This window comes from Pantoea sp. CFSAN033090 (assembly GCF_001264395.1).
Classification (GTDB): Bacteria; Pseudomonadota; Gammaproteobacteria; order Enterobacterales; family Enterobacteriaceae; genus Pantoea; species Pantoea agglomerans.
The window spans coordinates 34,301-53,035 of record NZ_LGYX01000013.1 but is presented as its reverse complement, the minus strand read 5'-3'; the positions used below and the strand labels follow the sequence as shown (position 1 = coordinate 53,035).

The following is an 18,735-nucleotide window of genomic DNA, read 5'->3' as shown; positions in this document are numbered from 1 at the left end:
TATTCATGGCGTGGCTGCTAATCCTCACTAAGCTTGTGAAGCAACCCTTTAAATAGAGGGAGATTTTCCATTCGGTAGCTCGTCGCAATGTCGTCATGAGGCTTATATGAGTCAAAATTACTGCACCATTATCTACAATGGTGAACGGTTAAAAGGGTTAGCTGATCAACCGCTAATCGATTTTCTGGATGCTCAAGGGAAAAAACTACCTCATGTCTGTTACCACCCGGCGTTGCCACCGCTGCAAAGTTGTGATGTCTGCTGGGTAGATGCCAACGGCGAGCGGGTTCGCGGCTGCACGCTCCGCACTGAAGAGGGGCTGGAGGTGCAGAGTGAAGGCAGTGCGCTTAAGGCCGCGCAGCAGGAGGGAATGGATCGGCTGCTCAATCGTCATGAGCTTTACTGTACCGTCTGTGAGCACAACACCGGCGACTGCACGCTGCATAATGCCGTGGCAGATATGCACATTCCGATTCAGTACTATCCTCATGAGCCCAAGCCCTACGCAAAAGATCATTCCAATCCGTTTTACACCTACGATCCTGACCAATGCATCTTATGCGGTCGCTGTGTCGAAGCGTGTCAGAATGTCGAGGTCAATGAAACACTTTCGATTGACTACACCCAGGCACATCCTCGCGTGCTCTGGGATGGCGGAACGGAAATCGCCGGTTCCAGCTGCGTCAGCTGCGGACATTGCGTCACAGTTTGCCCGTGCAATGCGCTGCTGGAAAAAACCATGCAGCCAGATACAGGCCCCTTTACCGCGATGGATGAAGGGCTGAAACGTCCGCTGATCGACTTTGTTAAAACGCTGGAAAACAGCATCGGCATGGAGCCGATTACCGGCGTTTCGAAAATCGATGTGGCGCTGCGCCAGTCGGAGATCAAACGCACCAAAACCGTTTGCACCTATTGCGGTGTAGGCTGCAGCTTTGAGATCTGGACCCGTGACCGCCATATCCTGAAAGTTCAGCCGGTCGCCAAAGCCCCGGCCAACGGCATCTCGACCTGCGTTAAAGGTAAGTTCGGCTGGGACTTCGTCAACAGCCCGGAGCGCCTGACTACGCCGTTGATCCGCGAGAATGGCCACTTCCGGCCTGCCAGCTGGGATGAAGCACTACAACGGGTTGCCGAAGGATTACAGGGTATCGCTCAGAATTATGGAGGCGATGCGATTGGCTTTATCGGCTCCAGCAAGGCCAGCAATGAAGAAGCCTATCTGACCCAAAAAATCGCCCGTTTAATTTTCGGCACCAACAACGTTGATAACTCCTCGCGTTATTGTCAGAACCCGGCCACAGAAGGACTGTTCCGCACGGTGGGCTACGGCGGAGATGCCGGGACGATTGAGGATCTGCAACAGACCGATTTGATCGTGCTGGTCGGCAGCAACCTGGCCGAGAACCATCCGGTCATAGCTTCTCACATCAAACAGAGCCACAAACATCGCGGTCAGAAACTGCTGGTCGTTGATCCGCGCCGTCATGAAATGGCGGAACGTGCTGACTGCTATCTGCGCATCCGACCGGGCACTGACCTGGTCTGGGCCTCGGCGATGGCAAAATATATGTTCGATCACGGTTATGCGGATGAGGCTTTTCTGGCCCAGCGGGTCAACCAGGTTGATGAGTACCGCGCCTCACTCGCTCCCTTTACGCTGGCCTTTGCCAGTGAGACATGTGGACTGAGTGAATCAGAACTGATTGAAGCAGCGGAAATGATCGGCCAGGCGGGCAGTGCCTGTGTGTTGTGGGCGATGGGAATTACCCAGCACAGCCACGGGGCAGATACCAGTACGGCGCTGTCGAACCTGCTGCTGGTCACCGGCAACTATGGCCGGCCTGGCACCGGCGGTTATCCGATGCGCGGACACAACAACGTACAGGGCGCCAGCGACTTTGGCTGCCTCAGTAATCTCTATCCCGGCTATGAAAAAGTCACTGACCCAGCGGTGCGCGAAAAATGGGCGCGCGCCTGGGGCGTCTCGCCTGAAGCGCTTTCCGATCAGCCTGGTGCAGATAATTTTAAAATGGTGCAGCAGGCCGGTGAAGGCAAAATTCGTGCGATGTATATCACCGGTGAAGAGACGGCGTTTGCGGATGCCGATGCCACTTCAGTGCATGCCGCCTTCAGCAAGCTGGAATTTATGGTGGTACAGGACATTTTCATGTCACGCACTGCCGAATTTGCCGATGTGGTGCTGCCCGGTGCGCCCAGCGTGGAGAAAGAGGGCACCTTTGTGAACACCGAGCGGCGGATCCAGCACTTTTCACCCGCCATGAAGCCGCTGGGTGATAGTCGGCCCGACTGGGAGATCTTTACCGATCTCGCCGCCCGTCTCGGTCATCCGTGGCATTACCCGAACCCAGGCGCAATTATGGCGGAAGCGGCAGGCATCGCAGAGATTTTCGCGGGTGTCAGCTATGAGCAACTTGTCGGCTGGCAGTCCCAGCTCTGGCCCGTCAGCGCCGCAGGCGAAAGCACGCCGCGACTCTACACGGAACGGTTTAATTTCCCGGATGGCAAAGCGCGACTCTATCCGCTGAGCTGGCAGCCGCCCGCGGAGCAGGAGGATTCACAGTATAATCTGCTGCTGAATAATGGCCGGATGCTGGAGCATTTCCAGTCGATGAATCAGACCGGGCAGGGTGGCCGCATGATGTCGCTGTCGCCTAATGCCTTTGTTGAGATCTCACCGGAGCTGGCCGCCGAGCGCGCGCTGAACGAAGGAGAGTGGGTACGCATTACCTCACGGCGCGGATCGCTGGATGTGCCTGTCGTGATCACTGAGCGTGTGGCAGGCAACGTGCTGTTTATGCCGATTCATCATGGCAAAGATGGCGTCAACGCCCTGACCGGCGAACATCACGATCCCGACGTCAACACACCAGCTTATAAAGAGATTGCCGTAAATATGAAGCGCGTTGATCGCCGGTCGCAGCCTAATCCGGTGCCACTACACAACTTCCGTCACGGCAGTCGTACGCCGCTGGATCACCTGCCGATAGAGCAAAAATGGCAGCAGGCTGGCTATCGGGAACCGCCTGAACATGTCGAAAAACCGGAGAAATTCTAATGGCAGAACGGATGAAATATCAGGTCCCGCCGACACCTACCGAGCCGACCGCCCGGGAGGCGATGGATGAGCTAATCGAAAATCTTCACCAGCACGGTTTTCTGCGGCTGGCGAACGACCTGGTTAAATCAAACAGCGAGGTGGGGAAAATCCTGGTCTCGGGCCTTAATCAGCCGGGTACGCAGAACGCGCTGCAGAATCTCTCGCTACTGATGATGACGCTGGGCAGCGTGCCGCCAGAACGGTTTAATCATCTGCTGTTGGCCGTTCGCGATGCCGCGATGGCCGTTAAACCAGCGCGCGATGAGGCCCGTCAGGATAAAGCCGCGCCGGGCATCCGCGGCATTATCCGGTTACTCAATGATGAGGATCTGTGGCGCGGACTTCGCCCCATCTTCGCGGCGCTTGAAGTCTTCTCACAACAGATTGACCGTGAAGAGCAGAAGCCGATTACCCGCTTCAGTGGCAAGCCCACACGAGAGTAGTTCAGCCTGCGATCGTTCAGGATTGCGTGGGGGTGTAGATCAGATGACCGGCTACACCGCCCGCGCCGCCATCTTTTGGATGATTGATACCATCGGAGACAGGGACATCGGTGAAATCAAACGGCGAAACCCCCTCAAGGCAGGCGACATTTATCCCGAACTGATCGGGCTGTGAGCGGCTCTGATGAAAGGTGTAAATGCCGCAAACGGAACAGAAGTAGTGGCCCACCTCTTTGCTGTTGAAACGATACTCTGTGAGCTGCGCTTCACCCCGGGTCAGCTCCACTTTTGTCGCAAATACCACCACCGCGCCGCGCATCCGGCAAAACGAGCAGTTGCAGCGGCGCACCGTATTAAATCCATCCTTTAGCGTCACCCGGTACGCCACCGCGCCACAGTGGCATTGTGCTGTCATTTCATTTTGCATCGTGATCTCCTGTGTAGTGAAACCAACCAGCTTTCAGCCTACGCTAAAGCCTGGAATTTGGCAGCATCGGGTGCGGATTTGTCGACCATTAGTACAGCCAGGGCAGGGTGCGTTCATCGGGTTCGTCTGCGACATGATTTATTTAATCACCCCTATCAGACAGTAATAAGCGTTATCTCTTCCGCTTCAAACGCCTCAAGCAGTTCTTTATCGAGCTTCTCTTCCACGACCAGCATTGAGATTTCACGACATTTCGCCACGCTGAATCGCGCTACTGCGGGGATTTTATCCGCTGTCAGCCCGACAATGACCTGATTGCTTTGCGCCATGGCAACTTTCTTGAATTCGCAATCCGCATAGTTAAAACCGGTCAGACCGGCCTCCGGACTCATGGCACAGCCGCCAATAAACGCCTGATCAAACAGAATCCCCTGGATCTGGTTGATCGCGGTTTGCCCGACCGCGCCGCCGGTGCTCTTCTGTATCTGCCCGCCCAGCATAATCACCTCCGCAGCAGGATGGTTGATCAGTAGCGCAGCAATATCGGGTGCATTGGTGACGACGGTGATATTCAAATCTGGTGATAGCGCCTGTGCCAGCGCCAGATTGGTTGTACCGGCATCAATAAAGATGCAGCTATTGGCTTTCACCAGGCTGGCACAGCGCTGCGCGATCAGGGCTTTTGCTGCGTGATCGTGAGCTTTCCGGCTGACAAAGCTGCCCGCCTCCTGAAGCTGTAACACCGCACCGCCATAGACCTTTTTACATAAACCCTCTTTACTGAGTTCATGGAGATCGCGGCGGATAGTGTGCTCTGACACGGCCAATTGCCTTGCAAGGTCAGCGCAGACCACCCGTCCTTTGTCCTGCAATATCTCACGAATCAGCGCTTGTCGCTGCTGCGGGAAAGCTGCATAATCGAGCATATAAACCTCAAAATATTCACAATCGAGCTATAGTGAGCATAATCGTTCACTGCCGGGCAGGGAGTCAATAGCGATCTCTCGGTCCTGTCAGCTCTCCCCGACATCCCTTAAAGGAATGCAATGGCTAATAACGTCTCTTCCACGCTGGCAACACGCATCATCTTTTTTATAGCCGGATTTATCACCGCGACCTGGGCGGTGATTGTGCCTTTCGCCCGCGGCAATACCGGCGTTAATGAGGCGCAACTCGGCACCTTGCTGCTTTGTCTTGGCGTCGGCGCGCTGATTGCGATGCCGGTGACGGGCTGGCTGACCAGCCGCTTTGGCTGCCGCCGGGTGATTCTGGTCGCTGTCGCGCTGGTCATCATCAGTACGCCATGGCTATCGGTGCTCAGCGACCCGCTGTTGCTGGCGCTGGCGTTGCTGGTTTTTGGCGTCGGCATCGGAGTAACCGACTGCGCCATGAACATCCAGGCGATCCTGGTGGAGAAGCAGGCGGAAAAGCCAGTCATGTCAGGCTTTCACGGCATGTATAGCGTGGGCGGCATTGCCGGCGCGGGCTTTATGACGCTGCTGCTGGCGATGGGATTTAGCGTGCTGACCGGCTGTTTGCTGGCGGTCGCGGCGGTGATTATCATGACGCTGGTCAGCGCATCGGGCTTACTGACCTACGCGAACCCCGCTGAAGGCCCGGTGTTTGCTGTTCCGCGCGGCAGCGTACTGATTATCGGCATCATCTGCTTTGCCGTCTTCCTGACCGAAGGCACCGTGCTGGACTGGAGTGCTGTCTATCTGACCGATGTCCGGGCCATTCCGGCGTCACTGGGCGGACTGGGCTATACCTGCTTTGCCATTGCGATGACCGTGGCGCGTCTGACGGGGGACCGGATTATCTCATCGCTGGGACGTTTACCGGTTGTGCTGGGCGGCGCACTGGTTGCCGCCGCTGGCATGGCGATGGTGACCTTTATCGCCTCCTGGCCGCTGGCGTTACTGGGCTATACCCTTGTCGGCGCAGGCTGCGCCAATATCGTGCCGGTAATGTTCTCCGCCGCTGGGCGTCAGACGGTGATGCCGCAGGCGGTCGCCGTGCCTGCCATTACTACTCTGGGCTATCTGGGGGTCCTGAGCGGGCCAGCCGTGATTGGCTACGTGGCGCATTACACACATCTCGCTTTCTCGTTTTCACTGATTATGGCGCTGATGCTGATCGTCGGTGCGGTCTCTCTGACCCTGGATCTGGGCCGTAGCCGCGCGGGGGAGAATGCATAAAATTACCCAATCCGCGCTCCTGACAGAATTTCATTGAACGGGGCGCGGAGTCATCTTCAGGAGGAACGGAAGCGGCGTGCCATTACTCTCCCAGCCTGACCCAGCGGCGGCCTGCCAGCACCGTCAGCGCCACGATGGTGATGCCCGCAGCCAGATGCATAGAAAAATCGATGGCGTGCAGATGGGTATCGTGGCACAACGACAGCAGCATCGATGAGGTAAACGCACTGCCGCAGCCGCTCAGCGCCAGACTGCGCGCCGGATAGAGGGATCGGGTGCGCTGCAGGGCGAACACGGACATCAGCATCATCGGGACACTGGCCGACAGCATAAACAGATAGCAGTGCATCCCTTCACCCAACCGGTTCGCGCCCGATGGCGGTGCTGAAGATGACATATTGATCAGATTCAGAACCAGCCACATCATCGCCATCAGCAGCGGCCAGCGCAGGCTGATCGGTTTTCTGCCTGCAATACTCAGCGTAAAGGCTGCCGCCAGCGTGCTGCCCGCGATGATGAGTGACAGCAGCAGGGCAACCAGCGCGAAAAACGCGCCAGGCTGCGACCAGTCAGTGAAACGGCTGTGAAATGCCCAGCTGGTCAGCGCGCCACAGGGCAGGGCAAGGGCAATCCAGCCCGCAACGCGCCAGGCGGTGGGCCAGACGCGCTGCACCGGCTGGGCAGACGCGCTGAGCTGATTAATTAACTGGTCATGATTTCTCATGATGACCCCGTCCATATTTACGAAGGTTGACCATTGCGCGATGCAACAGAGATTTAACCGCAGAGAGCGACTGATTGGTTTCAGCTGCTGCCTGCGCCAGGCTCTGCTCACGCAGATGCACGGATTCGACGATCTCCCGCTGGCGCTGCGGAAGGTTATCCAGATAACCGGAGAGGATATCCGTATCGGCTGAGGACTCTGCACTTGCAGCGGGTTGTCGTTGCAGCTCTTCCTCATCCTGTACTTCCTGGCGACGGCCGCGATGGCGCAGCGCATCAATGGCCCGGGCAGAGGCGATGGCAGCAACCCAGGGGAGTATCGGACGCTGCGGATCGTAAGTATGCCGCACCCGATGAATCGCCAGCAGCGTCTCCTGAATGACATCCTCAACCAGTCCCTCATCACGTATTTTTTTGCATACCAATGCCCGGATGGCCGGAACCATCGCTTTCAGTAACTGGTTATAGGCAGCTCTGTCACCCGCCTGCGCCCTGGCCATTAATGCTGGCCACTGCTGTGCGCGTTGATCAGTTTCTGGCATCGATCATCAGCAGTTCAGCACGCTGTCGCCGCGCCCTGACCACGCGCCAGGCCATCGTTTCATCAGTAATCTCAGGATTTATTTCCTTTTTCTGTTGCCTGATCCAGCGCTGAAATCACAATGCCAGGCGTCAGCACCTGCGGCAGTACCTCAGGTTTACCGCCGTCAGCCGGATAGACCACGTAGAGCGGTAATCCACCGCGTCCGAAATCGCTCAGCGCCTGTTCAACATCGGGATTATATTTGGTGGAATCCGCGACCATATAAATGGTGTTGGTTCGCGCCATCGCCGCTTTTACCACCTGCGTCGAAAGCGAAGTACGATCGTTAACCTGGCAGGTAATACACCATGATGCGGTAAAGTTCACCAGTATTGGCTTGCCCTGGCCTTTGATGGCATCAACGTTCTGGGGCGACCACGCCACAGCGGCGGCAGCCTGTGAGGCGGTTGCCGTTTCAGCCGGAGCCTCGGCAAACCTGTTCAGGTTCAGTAACGGCACTACGACCAGCGCCAGGAAGAATGCGGTCGCCACATGCAGCACCCAATGACGCTGTCCCATCATACGGCGTTTCTGCGCCATGCCATACAGCCAGGCGGCGAAACTAAACAGTAAACAGCAGGCCAGAATGGCAGCCAGTGCCGCCGATCCCGCCTGACGTTCAAGTACCCAGATTAGCCAGCCCACCGCGCCCAGCATGGGAAACGCCAGCCCCTGCTTTAACGTGATCATCCAGGCACCCGGTTTTGGCAAAATTCGCGCCAGCACCGGGAAGAATGAGATGAGAGTGAAGGGCGCAGCAAAGCCCAGCGCCAGTGAAATAAAGATCACCAGACTGATCAGTGGAGGCTGGGTAAGCGCATAGCCTACCGCGCTGGCCATGAAGGGCGCGCTGCAGGGAGTCGCGACAATGATGGCCAGAGCGCCAGTCAGTGCTGAACCGACTAAACCACCGCGATCGCCTCCCACTTCGCCAACCCGCTGTACCGATAATCCTACTTCAAACAGACCGAGCAGGTTCAGTGCCGACCCAAGCATCACCAGAATCAGCGCGGCGATGACCAGCGGCGATTGCAGCTGGAATCCCCAGCCCACCGATGCACCGCCCGCCCTGGCCAGCAGCAGAACTGCGGTCAGAGCGACCATCGTCACGACTACGCCCAGCAAAAAGGCCAGGCCTTCGGCTCTGGCGTGGGAAGGTGATTCGTGATGGCGGATCAGGCTCAGTGCTTTCAGCGAGATCACCGGAAACACGCAGGGCATGAGGTTCAGAATAATGCCGCCCAGGAAGGCGGCTGCAATCGCAGTCAGCATGATGTACCTGCTCTGAAGATGAAGTTATGCCGGATTGGCCTGACGGTATTTTTTAACGGCATCCATCGCTTTCTGGATATGCGTATCAGGATTTTTATCGGTGAAGCTCAGCAGGATTTTGCCATCGGGCGCAATCACGTAAGAGGTACGGTCTGAGAGTTTCTGCCCTTTCATCTCCATGGTGCTCTTATATTCTGCCGCCACTTTGGCACCGGGATCGGCTGCGACGGTAAATTTGTCACGGCATTCAAGCTGCGAGAATTTCGCAATCTGATCGGTATTGCCCGCCGTCACGCCAATGACGGTCGCACCCTGCTTTTTAAATTCATCGGTCGCTTCAGCAAAATCGTGTGCTTCCAGCGTACAGCCTGCACTGAAAGCAGCAGGGAAGAAGTAGAGTACAACCGGGCCTTTCTGCAGCGCCTGTTGCAATGAGAAGGTGGTCGATTTACCAGCCAGCGCGGCTTCCAGTTTAAAGTCCGGTGCTTTTTCACCGACCTGTAACGCTGCAAAAGCAGATGTTGCCGGAACACTCAGTGCCAGCAGCGTAGCGACGGCCAGGGTTTTCAGGGTGTTTTTCATTGGCTTTACTCTCTCCATTGACGAACAGACGGAGTTGTCTGACGTCCCTGATAACAGGTTCGTTTAAAAATGGAAAAAGTTGCGCGTTTGAAGATTTTTTTTAAATTATTTTTTAAATAGCGCTTCATCCGCCATCTTTTATCAGATCCCTCTTTTTGAGCTGAATCGAATAAAGCTAATGTCAGCAAATTTCACCTGATTCGCTGTAGTTATTCCTCTCTGGCCTGTAATCACTGTGATTTGGTCCACAATAATAGGTCTAATTCGCTGCCTTTTCCCAACAGGTGAGCATCATCACGTTTATCTTCAGTCCCATTAAGTAAATTTCCCTTACGGAATGAAAAAACGATTCAGCTAATGGGGTGAAGGGTGAAGATTAAACTGGCGTTAACGGTACTGGCAGTGCTGGTTTCAGGCTCTGCAGCGGCGAAAACCTGGGTGCTGACGAGTGCTGAACAGGGCACCGAGCAGGGAAACTGGAAGATTTCCAGCAGTGAGCTGAAGTCTCAGGGCAAACCGTTCAGCATCGAACAGAAAGTCCTGCATGGCGGCAAGCAGGAAGGTAGTAAAATACTGACGATCCGCAGCGAGGATGGCCTGACCATCACGCTAAGCCCGACACGTGGCATGAATTTACTGCGTGTTGAAGGCTTTGGCACCCGCATGGGCTGGGATTCACCGGTTAAAGAGGTCGTCAATCCTGCCTACATCAATCTTGAGAGCCGCAACGGTCTGGGCTGGCTGGATGGTTTCAACGAGATGATGGTGCGTTGCGGCTACGAATGGACCGGCCATCCGATCACCGATGAAGGCCGAATCTATACGCTGCACGGTAAAGCAGGGAATACGCCGGTTTCTCAGCTGGAAGTTGAAGTGGCAGATGCGGCACCACACGAAATTCGTATTCGCGGCCTGATTAAAGAGAGCACCTTTAAGAAAGCTGATTTGCAGACCATGACCGAACTGCGTTACGTGCCAGGCAGCAACAGTTTCAGCCTGCATGATGTGTTAACCAACCATGCCGACTATCCGCACGATTACCAGATCATCTATCACAGCAACTTCGGCAAACCGATTCTGGAAGAGGGCGCACGCTTCCTGGCGCCGATGTCCGGCATCAGCCCATTCAATGACTACGCGAAAGCCGGGTTAAAAGAGTGGCAGACCTATAAAGGTCCGACCAAAGACTTCGATGAGATGGTGTTCAACATCAAGCCACTTTCAGACAGCAATCATCAGACCGTCGCTGCGGTGATAAATAAAGCGGGCAACAGCGGCGCATCCATTCAGTTCGATACACGTCAACTCCCGATGCTGACCTTATGGAAAAATACCGACACCCTGAAACAGGGCTACGTGACCGGTATCGAACCTGGTACCAGTTACGCCTATCCGGTCACCATTGAACGTGAACAAAAACGCGTGAAGCAGCTGCAACCGGGTGCCAGTACGGCATTTGATCTGACTTACACCTTGCTGCACAGCAGCGAGCAGGTTAATGACGTTGAGAAACGCATTAAGGGCATTCAGGGTGAAACGAAGATTGATGTGAGCGAGACGCCAATAGCGAAAGAGTAACGACCCATCATAACCCCAGCTAAATTGTTGGGGTTTTTAGTTTACAGGTCAGCGTTCCGTCACGGGATGACAACACAAATGCGGGAAAGAGGCAAAGATCTGCGCAGGATACTGGCGATGCTAGAAGGTCGCGGGGTTGGTCAACGCAAAGTTACACGCAGGTAAACATCCGGCAAACCTGTGTAAGGGTGTTAAGCCGAAAGTTGATAGAGAAGAGTAACTCTGGAATACTAACAGTTAATAACTGATAGTAATTCAGCGGCAGAGGAATCATGCCAACCAGCGTAGCACTCAGTCCTTATTTCGAAGCGTTCATCCGCGAACAGATTGAAAGCGGGCGATATAACAACACCAGTGAAGTGATCCGTGCGGGACTCAGGGCACTGGAAGAACGGGAGCAGCAGATGAAACTTGATGCCCTGCAAACAGCGGTCAGCGCAGGTATAAACAGCGGCGAAAGCAAAAACGCGGAAGAGGTATTTGGTCGCCTGTCGCAAAAATATCGGCGGCAGGCCGAAGGTGGTAAAGCGTAATGAGGTACATGTGCGATATGTAATTTAACATAAGATAGATTATGCGCACTTAAGGCGCGGCGGTAACGTAGAGGCTAAAGCTCTAAGCTAACCTTATTCGGGCGCTTCAGACAACCTGCTGAAGCCCCTTGTATGAGTATGACGGCCTCTGGTGCGGAATTTTCACGATCAATAAAGCCGTCGCCTCACCACCGCTGTAGCTCTCACGGCGATCGGTTCAGCATAGACAGCGGCGAGCATCGCTGGTTTAAGAAACGCGGTTCAGCCTGCACACTGTTGCTCTCAACCCGTCGCGCCCTGACACACTGCGAATCGTCAGCCTCTATCACTGCGGCAATGAAGTCTCGTGCAGATGTCGCCACAAAACCTTGCCAGCATCATTTATCTCGAACACAACCGTAGAAAACCGCAGCGTGGCATCCTGGCCCGGAAGCTGCTGCAACTCCTTATATACCACAGTGGCGTTTCCTTCACTCTCAGCAACCATCTGCATGTCGCAGATATCAATCGCTAAACCCGGACGTGCACCGCGCTGAGTGCGGAAAAAACCATTTAGTGTCGTGAAATCCAGTAAGGCACCGCCCGGTGTCACCATAGAATATGCAGGACTAAAACGCGCTAAAAGTTCCTCACATACCTCATCATGTGCTTCTTTGTTACCCAGCCAGTTGCGAATCAATTCGTGGGCGTCCAGTACTTCCTTAAAATAACGGTTCATTTTTGGTCCCCTTTAAGCATAGAAATAACCTTCTGATTTGAAATGCGTAAACAGCACAGAAGCGGAATCACAGCGCTGAATGCCGCTATAACAAAACAGAGGTGATAAGCGTGTTCTTCAGGCATGCCGCTATTCGCAATCAGATTGAACAGCAGGCTGACCAGCGTAACGCCGAGACAAAAACTGAGCTGGCGATTGATATTCCAGAGTGCGCTGGCATCAGCAAGTTCGCTGTCGGTGATGTGAATAAAAGCAGAACTCTGAGCCGTGCTGCTGCACAGGCTGCCGCCAAATCCCATCAAGGCGAAAGCAAGTGCAAAGACTAAGCTGTCCGATGTCTGGCCAGTCAACGCCAGCAGGCCAATACCCAGCGCATGAAACAGACAGCCGGTGATAAATAGCGGGCGTGGTCCCCAGAGGTTGAACGTCTTACCTGTCAGACTAATTGCCGCAAAGGAAGCCAGAGACCATGGCAGCATGAGCGCGCCGACAATGCTGGCATGCATACCTAATTGATTTTGCAGGTATAGCATAGTGATCATACTGACGCCGGTGAACACGCCTGGTATAAACTGATAGATCAGCATTGCGGTGTGTAAGAGCGGATCCTTTATCAGATGCAGGTTAATGAGTGGATGGCTTTTTCGAAGTGCGTCCCACACATAGCCCGCCAGAGTAAGGACGCCAGCAAGCAGCATCATCGCCCCCTGATAAAGCCTGTCAGCATCGCCCAGGTAAGTCAGCCCGAGAAGGATCAGCGTGAGCGCGGTACAACCACTGACTAAACCCACCAGGTCCAGCGGGTCAGATGAGTTCGCCGGTTTGTCTGCTTTGAGCCAGCATCCCGCCAGCAGCAATGCCGCAACCGCGAGCGGCAGGCTCACAAGAAAAACCCAGCGCCAGCTAAGGCTCTCAACCACTATTCCACCAATAGCAGGCGACAAGGCGGGTGCCAGCAATGCAATCAACATCACTACTGACGATAACTTCGCACGTTCATTGCTTCTGTATAACGCATAGGTCATCGTCTGACCGATGGGGATCAATAGTCCGCCGCCGATGCCCTGTATCCATCGGAAGGCGATGAGCTGAGAAACTGACGTTGATGCCCCCACACCACAAGTGCCCGCAATGAAAATAAGAAGTGAGAGCATGAACAGACGTTTTGCGCCCATGCGCCGTACCAGCCAGCTACTGAGCGGTATGACCAGCGTCAGGCCTAAGATGTAGCCATTACTGATCCATGCCAGCTGGCTAACGGGGGCATCAAAATGTCTGCCAATCTCTGGATAAGCAACATTGGCGATAAACATGTTGACCAGATCAATAAAAAATCCCAGCAAATAGACACTGGCTACGCGCACACGATAGCTCATTTTTTTCCCAGACAGATCAGCGTAAGGCGCGCAGTATAGGTGCTTAAATTATCGGGATAAATTCACTTTCTGTTGTTACACTGTCAAAGATATTTTGACAATGAGATGTCGTTAACGGAGTTCAGGATGATCAATATGCAACGGCTGGGGATCTTTGTCGCAGTTGTCGAGGCAGGCAGTTTTACAGGTGCAGCTCAGACACTCGGGTTAACTAAAGCCGTTGTGAGTTTCAATATTAAACATCTCGAAGAGGAGCTGGGTGTCTCGCTCCTTATCAGGAGCACCAGACGCGTTTCAGCCACGGATACGGGTGAAAGATTTTATCATCGTTGCCTTCAGCTTCTACAGGATGCGGAAAGCGTATTAGAGGATGTGAGAAGTGATCACGCTGGATTAAGCGGGACACTCCGGATCACAACCACTCTGGAATATGGCGCTCGTGTGATCGTCCCTGCCCTGGCTGACTTTGCAGCCCAACACCCGCAGTTATGCATACATCACGTCTCTTCATCAAAAAATGACGACCTGATTGCCGGCCGCTTCGATGTGGCGATACGACTTGGGCATCTTGCCGATTCCAGTCATCACGCCCGCCTTATCGATCAGTTTGATATCCTGGCGGTCGCTGCACCTTGTTATCTCAACAGCCTGAATGAAGCGTCTATCCGGGATCTTTCACATCTCGCGTCAGCAAAATGGATTGCGCATAGCCGTTTATCGACGCCACTCAGCTGGCAGGTGATCACGCCCGAAGGCGAGTCTATGCTGATGAGCGCATTTCAGCCTGCCATGATCACGGCTGACAGTGCCTCTTCTTTGCTCGCTTTTACTTTAGCCGGTGCTGGCGTGGCGATTCTGCCCGCCTGGCTGGTACAGGATGAGATTGAAAAAGGTGGATTAGTACGGCTACTGCCCGATCATCAATTCCCCCGTCAGGGAATTTACGCGCTCTACCCTAGTACTCGTCATGTGCCAGAAAAAGTACGCGCGTTTATAGATTTCCTGCATGAACGTTTAGCGCTGTACAGCAGAAAATAAGCGCATCCATCACATTATTCTGATGGGCTAACCGTTAATTTATCTCAACTGATTTAAATCCCATAAACTTTATTTTATGCAGCGCGGGAAGGTAAATATTTACTGTCTGGTTAATGACAATTCAGTTTAACGCAGGCGCATTACTTAATTCCCTGTCCTGATAAATCACTGCTGCGCAATAACCTGAAAACTGGCGCTGGGGCTTGTCTTATTATCCCAACCCCAACCCCAGCGGCTGCGGCTGCGGCTTAAGGCCCGGACCTGCGCCATACCCTGGTATGGCTCAGTCATTTGATGCACAGTATTAAGTAAAAATTAACGCCGTATAAATAATTCGCACAGTATCTTAATAACATAAGATTTTAATCTGGATGATTGCGGTTTATTCGCTGGCAGGAAAACAGGTCGCATGTTATTAAATTTGAATGTCGCGCTTAAATTCATTTGCATCCGGGAATTAAAACATGAAAAAGAGCTTATCCCTCGCATTACTGTTTTCGCTCACAACAGTTAGTCACGCGGCACTGGCGCAGCAGACCCTGCGCTTTGGCGTTGACCCTACGTTCCCACCGTTTGAATTCAAGGCGGCTGATGGATCATTGCAGGGCTTTGATGTTGATCTGGGCAATGCCATCTGCGTTCAGGCAAAGGTGAAGTGCCAGTGGGTGCAAATGGGTTTTGATAGCAGCATCCCTGCCCTTCAGGCGAAGAAATTTGATGCCATCCTGTCAGCGATGTCGATGACCGATAAGCGTCGTCAGCAGGTGGCTTTCAGCGATATGTTGTACAACACGCCCAGTGCTTTACTGGCACCGGCTGCCAGCACGCTGACGACCGATGTTGCCTCATTGCGCGGTAAGACGATCGGTGTGGCACAGGGCACCATCCAGGAAACCTATGCCAAAACCAAATGGGAGCCGGAGGGCGTTAAAGTCATCTCCTATCCTAACCAGATGGAAGTTTATCCGGATCTGGTCGCCGGGCGTCTTGATGGCAGCCTGGCCAATGCGGTCTCTGCTGAACAGGGATTCCTGACCTCAGCCGAAGGCAAGCCGTACGCCATCAAAGGGACCCTGGTGGATAAAGTGATTTTTGGTGATGGCGTGGGTATCGCGCTACGCAAAGGAGATGAGGCAAACCTGAAGATGATTAACGCGGCACTGGCGGAGATGCATAAAAACGGGACTTATGACCAGCTCACCAAAAAATATTTTAAATTCAATGTTTATCCCTGAGCCGCTCAACGTGAAGAATCGCAGGAGTATGAAGACTATGGCGTTGCCCGAATACCACGTTCAGCGCGCGCGCTTTATGGCAGCGGCGCAGAGCAAAGGTGCTGAGACGACCTCTTATCCGCATCCTCTGCCTGGTCCTCTAGGAGAAGCTCTGTATACAGACGTGGCACGGATAGGACCGGCCAGCGCATCACGTCTGATGCTGGTCGTTTCCGGCACTCACGGCGTTGAAGGCTATTATGGTTCCGATTGCCAGATAGCCTGGCTCGAGACGCTGGATGAAAAAGCGTTGCCCGCTGATACCGCGCTGTTGCTGATTCATCTGCTCAATCCATGGGGCGCGGCGCATTTACGGCGCGTGAACGAAGACAATATTGATCTGAACCGTAACTTTATCGATTTCAGTCAGCCACCTCCTGCTAACCCGGATTATGCACAGTGGCACGGTATTTATCATGGCGACCGTGCAAGCGCCGATCGGCATCTGGCCGACGCACTCGAGGGCGCAGGCTGGCAGGCGGTTAAACGTGTCACAGAAGCCGGACAGTATACTTTTGCTGACGGCTTTTTTTTCGGCGGTGAGAAGCCCTGCTGGTCACACCTTACGATGGCGGCGATCGTTGACCAGCATCTCTCTGTAGCGAAAACCATCATCAGCTTTGACCTTCATACCGGGGCTGGCGCATGGGGGCATCCGATGCTGCTCTCTATTGCGGAGCAGCGTTATCCGGCGCATGACTGGGGCAAAGTCATTTACGGTGAGTGGCTGACCTTATTGTTTACCGGTGCCGGACGTGACAGTGTAACTGGCGTAACAGCAACGGCAACAGGCTATCTGTCGCAATATCTGCTGACGTCGCTGGCTGACACCCGGATTTTGCCTCTGGTGGTGGAATGCGGGACTTACGATGGGCAGGATATGCATCAGCGGGTGCGTGAAGATCACTGGCTGCACCTCTATGGCGATCCTGCCAGTGCGGGCGGCCAGGTGATAAAGCAGCAACTGGTCGAGGGGTTCTGGCCAGAAGATGCGGACTGGCGTGCATTGGTGGCTTTCCGCACGCAGCAAATCTTTCTGCGCGGCTGGCGTGCCCTTGCAGACACGCCATGATGTCATAGTCTGCCGTAAAAGGTCATACGCGCGGTTTCGGACAACGCAATATCAGGCTGCGTATTATAAGCCAGCACGGCCAGCATCCGGGTGACCTCGCCTTCAGTTGGGGTCACGCGGTGCAGGGAATTACGGCCACGAAACAGCACCAGATCCCCGGCATCTATCTCCAGCGCGTCAACGGTCTGGCGTTCTTCCAGCACTGTGTCGACACCGGCAAAGTTCATCTCACCGGCATCGGCATCCCGCAGATCTTTCACATACTGAAACACGCCGCCCGCCAGCGGTTTCTGTACCAGTAAGGTGATCGCAAATGAGGAGTTGTCGAAGTGCCAGCCCAGCTCCTGGCCGTGTGATGCATAGTGCAGGTTGATCGAGGAAAGTGGGTCAGCATAGGGATAGAGCGCTTTTTCACCCAGCACATCGCACAGGAAATGTTTGAACAGCTCATCATTATAAAGCTGACGCAGCGGCGAGTCGGCAGCGATAACATCATCAGTTATGCAGCCTTTGGTGCTGATCACATCCCGATTACGCGGATGCTCAGCACTGAAAGCGTCATCAGGTTTCATCAGATAGACATTGTGCTTGCTGCGGGTGTGATAAGCCTGGTGACGTTGTGCATTGCCCTCTTCGATGATCGCCTCTAAAGCGTGTGGTTTTAAAAATTGACGCAGTACCAGCGCGCCGGACTGGTTTAACTGTTCACGACAACGTTGACGCCAGCCATGATCGGCCAGTGGATGAAGATCGAGACGGACAAGGGAACCAGACATAGCAACAATTCTCATGATGAGCAGGTGTGATGTTACTCTACCGGTCGCCTGCAACGCTGCGTAACGATAAAAACTTAATGCCCTGATAAGGAAGAGTTAATGCCTGCCCAATTGCCAAGGTTGCCAAAGATCAGCGTCATACAGTCATTTAAAGTGGCTGCCGAACTGGGCAGCCTTGCAAAAGCGGCCGCTCAACTGGCCTTAACCCCCGCGGCAGTCAGTCAGCAGATTCGCCAGCTGGAGGAGCAACTCGGCAGCGCCCTGTTTTTACGTACGCAGAGCGGCGTGATGCTGACCGAAACCGGCAAAGAGTATCTGCGCTATGTCACCGAGGCGTTTGATATTCTGCATCTCGGTCAGCAAAACATCCGCCATGCGGCCAGTGCGCCAAAACTCACGGTTTACACATTACCGGCGCTGGCGTCCAAATGGCTGTTGCCCCAGCTGGCGAGCTGGCGCGACCATTGCCCGAATATCGATCTCTCGTTACACGGTACGCATTCTCAGGTCGATTTCACCGCGATGCCCGCCGATTTTGTGATCTGCTTTGGTGAGGATCGTTACCCGCAGTCAGATAAGCTGAAGTTGTTTCATGATGATGTGCTGCCGGTGGCCAGTCCTGCTCTGTTACATCGCTTTACGCCGGAAACGATCTTAAGCCAGGCGCCGCTGATCCACCTCGACTGGGGTAATGAAGGCCGTTTTCTGCCGGACTGGCGAAGCTGGTTTCAGGCTAAAGGCATGGACGAACCTCTGCCGCAGCCCGCATTCAGCTTTAATCTGACCTCGCTGGCGATTGATGCGGCCGTCGCGGGAGCTGGTGTGCTGCTGGGGCAGCGACGCCTTATCGCGGCGGAACTGGCGCGGGGCGATCTGGTGGTAGTGGATGATCTTTGCCTGCCGCTGAGCAAACCCTATTACCTTGTCTGGCCGCAACGCACCCTGAGCCAGCCAGGCAGTGAGGCGATGATCAGCTGGTTAAGCCAACTGGGCGCGAGCTGCGAATAGCCCGTCGCCGTGA

General features: G+C 54.3%; 18 protein-coding genes. 9 read left to right on the top strand and 9 right to left on the bottom strand.

Features of this window, described 5'->3' with window-relative positions; all coding sequences use genetic code 11:
- Window positions 1–106 precede the first annotated feature (106 nt).
- Window positions 107–3,079, top strand: coding sequence for a formate dehydrogenase subunit alpha (fdhF, locus tag AFL22_RS13245; protein ID WP_052271570.1), 2,973 nt, complete (start codon window positions 107–109; stop codon window positions 3,077–3,079).
- Entirely contained in the window at window positions 3,079–3,564 is a 486-nt protein-coding gene (locus tag AFL22_RS13240) for a DUF1641 domain-containing protein (protein WP_022624305.1), read from the top strand. The genes fdhF and AFL22_RS13240 overlap by 1 nt, the downstream gene beginning before the upstream one ends.
- A gap of 16 nt (window positions 3,565–3,580) precedes the next feature.
- On the opposite strand, the gene AFL22_RS13235 is transcribed toward AFL22_RS13240, so the two are convergent.
- On the bottom strand, window positions 3,581–3,991 hold the full coding sequence (locus tag AFL22_RS13235) for a GFA family protein (RefSeq protein ID WP_010670336.1): 411 nt from the start codon (window positions 3,989–3,991) through the stop codon (window positions 3,581–3,583).
- Between the two features lie 155 nt (window positions 3,992–4,146).
- Window positions 4,147–4,917 carry a DeoR/GlpR family DNA-binding transcription regulator gene (locus AFL22_RS13230; RefSeq protein ID WP_052271569.1) on the bottom strand — a complete coding sequence of 257 codons (771 nt, stop codon included), beginning with the start codon at window positions 4,915–4,917 and terminating at the stop codon, window positions 4,147–4,149.
- Window positions 4,918–5,037: 120 nt separating this feature from the next.
- Here AFL22_RS13230 and AFL22_RS13225 point away from each other — a divergent pair, with 120 nt between their 5' ends.
- Window positions 5,038–6,189 (top strand): MFS transporter, encoded by a 1,152-nt coding sequence (locus AFL22_RS13225; RefSeq protein ID WP_052271568.1) that lies wholly within the window; start codon window positions 5,038–5,040, stop codon window positions 6,187–6,189.
- An 82-nt stretch (window positions 6,190–6,271) separates the two neighbouring features.
- Here AFL22_RS13225 and AFL22_RS13220 read toward each other — a convergent pair whose 3' ends face one another.
- The 4 genes from AFL22_RS13220 to AFL22_RS13205 form a co-directional block, all read right to left on the bottom strand.
- The gene (locus tag AFL22_RS13220) at window positions 6,272–6,913 is read right to left on the bottom strand and encodes an NrsF family protein (RefSeq protein ID WP_010247152.1); all 642 of its coding nucleotides are present in this window, start codon (window positions 6,911–6,913) and stop codon (window positions 6,272–6,274) included.
- Window positions 6,900–7,454, bottom strand: coding sequence for a sigma-70 family RNA polymerase sigma factor (locus AFL22_RS13215; protein WP_022624309.1), 555 nt, complete (start codon window positions 7,452–7,454; stop codon window positions 6,900–6,902). The genes AFL22_RS13220 and AFL22_RS13215 overlap by 14 nt, the downstream gene beginning before the upstream one ends.
- Before the next feature lie 71 nt (window positions 7,455–7,525).
- Window positions 7,526–8,767: a thioredoxin family protein gene (locus AFL22_RS13210; protein WP_052271567.1), complete on the bottom strand. Its 1,242-nt coding sequence runs from the start codon at window positions 8,765–8,767 to the stop codon at window positions 7,526–7,528.
- Window positions 8,768–8,791: 24 nt separating this feature from the next.
- On the bottom strand, window positions 8,792–9,349 hold the full coding sequence (locus AFL22_RS13205) for a peroxiredoxin (RefSeq protein WP_010670341.1): 558 nt from the start codon (window positions 9,347–9,349) through the stop codon (window positions 8,792–8,794).
- A gap of 369 nt (window positions 9,350–9,718) precedes the next feature.
- Between AFL22_RS13205 and AFL22_RS13200 the strand changes: the two genes are divergently transcribed.
- Both AFL22_RS13200 and AFL22_RS13195 read left to right on the top strand, forming a co-directional pair.
- Window positions 9,719–10,927 (top strand): aldose 1-epimerase family protein, encoded by a 1,209-nt coding sequence (locus tag AFL22_RS13200; RefSeq protein ID WP_052271566.1) that lies wholly within the window; start codon window positions 9,719–9,721, stop codon window positions 10,925–10,927.
- A 272-nt stretch (window positions 10,928–11,199) separates the two neighbouring features.
- Window positions 11,200–11,460, top strand: coding sequence for a type II toxin-antitoxin system ParD family antitoxin (locus tag AFL22_RS13195; protein WP_010670343.1), 261 nt, complete (start codon window positions 11,200–11,202; stop codon window positions 11,458–11,460).
- A gap of 325 nt (window positions 11,461–11,785) precedes the next feature.
- On the opposite strand, the gene AFL22_RS13190 is transcribed toward AFL22_RS13195, so the two are convergent.
- Together AFL22_RS13190 and AFL22_RS13185 are read right to left on the bottom strand one after the other, a co-directional pair.
- A complete protein-coding gene (locus AFL22_RS13190) occupies window positions 11,786–12,178 on the bottom strand; it encodes a cytoplasmic protein (protein WP_052271565.1) in 393 nt (130 codons plus the stop codon).
- Complete coding sequence (locus tag AFL22_RS13185) at window positions 12,175–13,554, bottom strand: MFS transporter (protein WP_052271564.1); 1,380 nt, start codon at window positions 13,552–13,554, stop codon at window positions 12,175–12,177. Before AFL22_RS13185 ends, AFL22_RS13190 begins: the two co-directional genes overlap by 4 nt.
- 126 nt (window positions 13,555–13,680) lie before the next feature.
- On the opposite strand from AFL22_RS13185, the gene AFL22_RS13180 reads away from it, so the two are divergent.
- The 3 genes from AFL22_RS13180 to AFL22_RS13170 all read left to right on the top strand — a co-directional run bounded on the left by AFL22_RS13180 (window position 13,681) and on the right by AFL22_RS13170 (window position 16,938).
- Entirely contained in the window at window positions 13,681–14,592 is a 912-nt protein-coding gene (locus tag AFL22_RS13180) for a LysR family transcriptional regulator (protein WP_052271563.1), read from the top strand.
- Between the two features lie 464 nt (window positions 14,593–15,056).
- Complete coding sequence (locus AFL22_RS13175) at window positions 15,057–15,827, top strand: transporter substrate-binding domain-containing protein (protein WP_033780226.1); 771 nt, start codon at window positions 15,057–15,059, stop codon at window positions 15,825–15,827.
- 37 nt (window positions 15,828–15,864) lie between these two features.
- The gene (locus tag AFL22_RS13170) at window positions 15,865–16,938 is read left to right on the top strand and encodes a DUF2817 domain-containing protein (RefSeq protein WP_052271562.1); all 1,074 of its coding nucleotides are present in this window, start codon (window positions 15,865–15,867) and stop codon (window positions 16,936–16,938) included.
- A 2-nt stretch (window positions 16,939–16,940) separates the two neighbouring features.
- Here the strand turns inward: AFL22_RS13170 and AFL22_RS13165 are convergent, their stop codons facing one another.
- Complete coding sequence (locus AFL22_RS13165) at window positions 16,941–17,714, bottom strand: 2OG-Fe(II) oxygenase family protein (RefSeq protein ID WP_052271561.1); 774 nt, start codon at window positions 17,712–17,714, stop codon at window positions 16,941–16,943.
- A 99-nt stretch (window positions 17,715–17,813) separates the two neighbouring features.
- On the opposite strand from AFL22_RS13165, the gene AFL22_RS13160 reads away from it, so the two are divergent.
- The gene (locus tag AFL22_RS13160; protein ID WP_010670351.1) at window positions 17,814–18,722 is read left to right on the top strand and encodes a LysR substrate-binding domain-containing protein; all 909 of its coding nucleotides are present in this window, start codon (window positions 17,814–17,816) and stop codon (window positions 18,720–18,722) included.
- Window positions 18,723–18,735 lie beyond the last annotated feature (13 nt).

Bases quoted from the DNA above. Each gene is read 5' to 3' on its own strand.
- fdhF (WP_052271570.1), top strand. From the start codon at position 107: ATGAGTCAAAATTACTGCACCATTATCTACAATGGTGAACGGTTAAAA.
- AFL22_RS13240 (WP_022624305.1), top strand. From the start codon at position 3,079: ATGGCAGAACGGATGAAATATCAGGTCCCGCCGACACCTACCGAGCCG.
- AFL22_RS13235 (WP_010670336.1), bottom strand. From the start codon at position 3,991: ATGCAAAATGAAATGACAGCACAATGCCACTGTGGCGCGGTGGCGTAC.
- AFL22_RS13230 (WP_052271569.1), bottom strand. From the start codon at position 4,917: ATGCTCGATTATGCAGCTTTCCCGCAGCAGCGACAAGCGCTGATTCGT.
- AFL22_RS13225 (WP_052271568.1), top strand. From the start codon at position 5,038: ATGGCTAATAACGTCTCTTCCACGCTGGCAACACGCATCATCTTTTTT.
- AFL22_RS13220 (WP_010247152.1), bottom strand. From the start codon at position 6,913: ATGAGAAATCATGACCAGTTAATTAATCAGCTCAGCGCGTCTGCCCAG.
- AFL22_RS13215 (WP_022624309.1), bottom strand. From the start codon at position 7,454: ATGCCAGAAACTGATCAACGCGCACAGCAGTGGCCAGCATTAATGGCC.
- AFL22_RS13210 (WP_052271567.1), bottom strand. From the start codon at position 8,767: ATGCTGACTGCGATTGCAGCCGCCTTCCTGGGCGGCATTATTCTGAAC.
- AFL22_RS13205 (WP_010670341.1), bottom strand. From the start codon at position 9,349: ATGAAAAACACCCTGAAAACCCTGGCCGTCGCTACGCTGCTGGCACTG.
- AFL22_RS13195 (WP_010670343.1), top strand. From the start codon at position 11,200: ATGCCAACCAGCGTAGCACTCAGTCCTTATTTCGAAGCGTTCATCCGC.
- AFL22_RS13190 (WP_052271565.1), bottom strand. From the start codon at position 12,178: ATGAACCGTTATTTTAAGGAAGTACTGGACGCCCACGAATTGATTCGC.
- AFL22_RS13185 (WP_052271564.1), bottom strand. From the start codon at position 13,554: ATGAGCTATCGTGTGCGCGTAGCCAGTGTCTATTTGCTGGGATTTTTT.
- AFL22_RS13180 (WP_052271563.1), top strand. From the start codon at position 13,681: ATGATCAATATGCAACGGCTGGGGATCTTTGTCGCAGTTGTCGAGGCA.
- AFL22_RS13175 (WP_033780226.1), top strand. From the start codon at position 15,057: ATGAAAAAGAGCTTATCCCTCGCATTACTGTTTTCGCTCACAACAGTT.
- AFL22_RS13170 (WP_052271562.1), top strand. From the start codon at position 15,865: ATGGCGTTGCCCGAATACCACGTTCAGCGCGCGCGCTTTATGGCAGCG.
- AFL22_RS13165 (WP_052271561.1), bottom strand. From the start codon at position 17,714: ATGTCTGGTTCCCTTGTCCGTCTCGATCTTCATCCACTGGCCGATCAT.
- AFL22_RS13160 (WP_010670351.1), top strand. From the start codon at position 17,814: ATGCCTGCCCAATTGCCAAGGTTGCCAAAGATCAGCGTCATACAGTCA.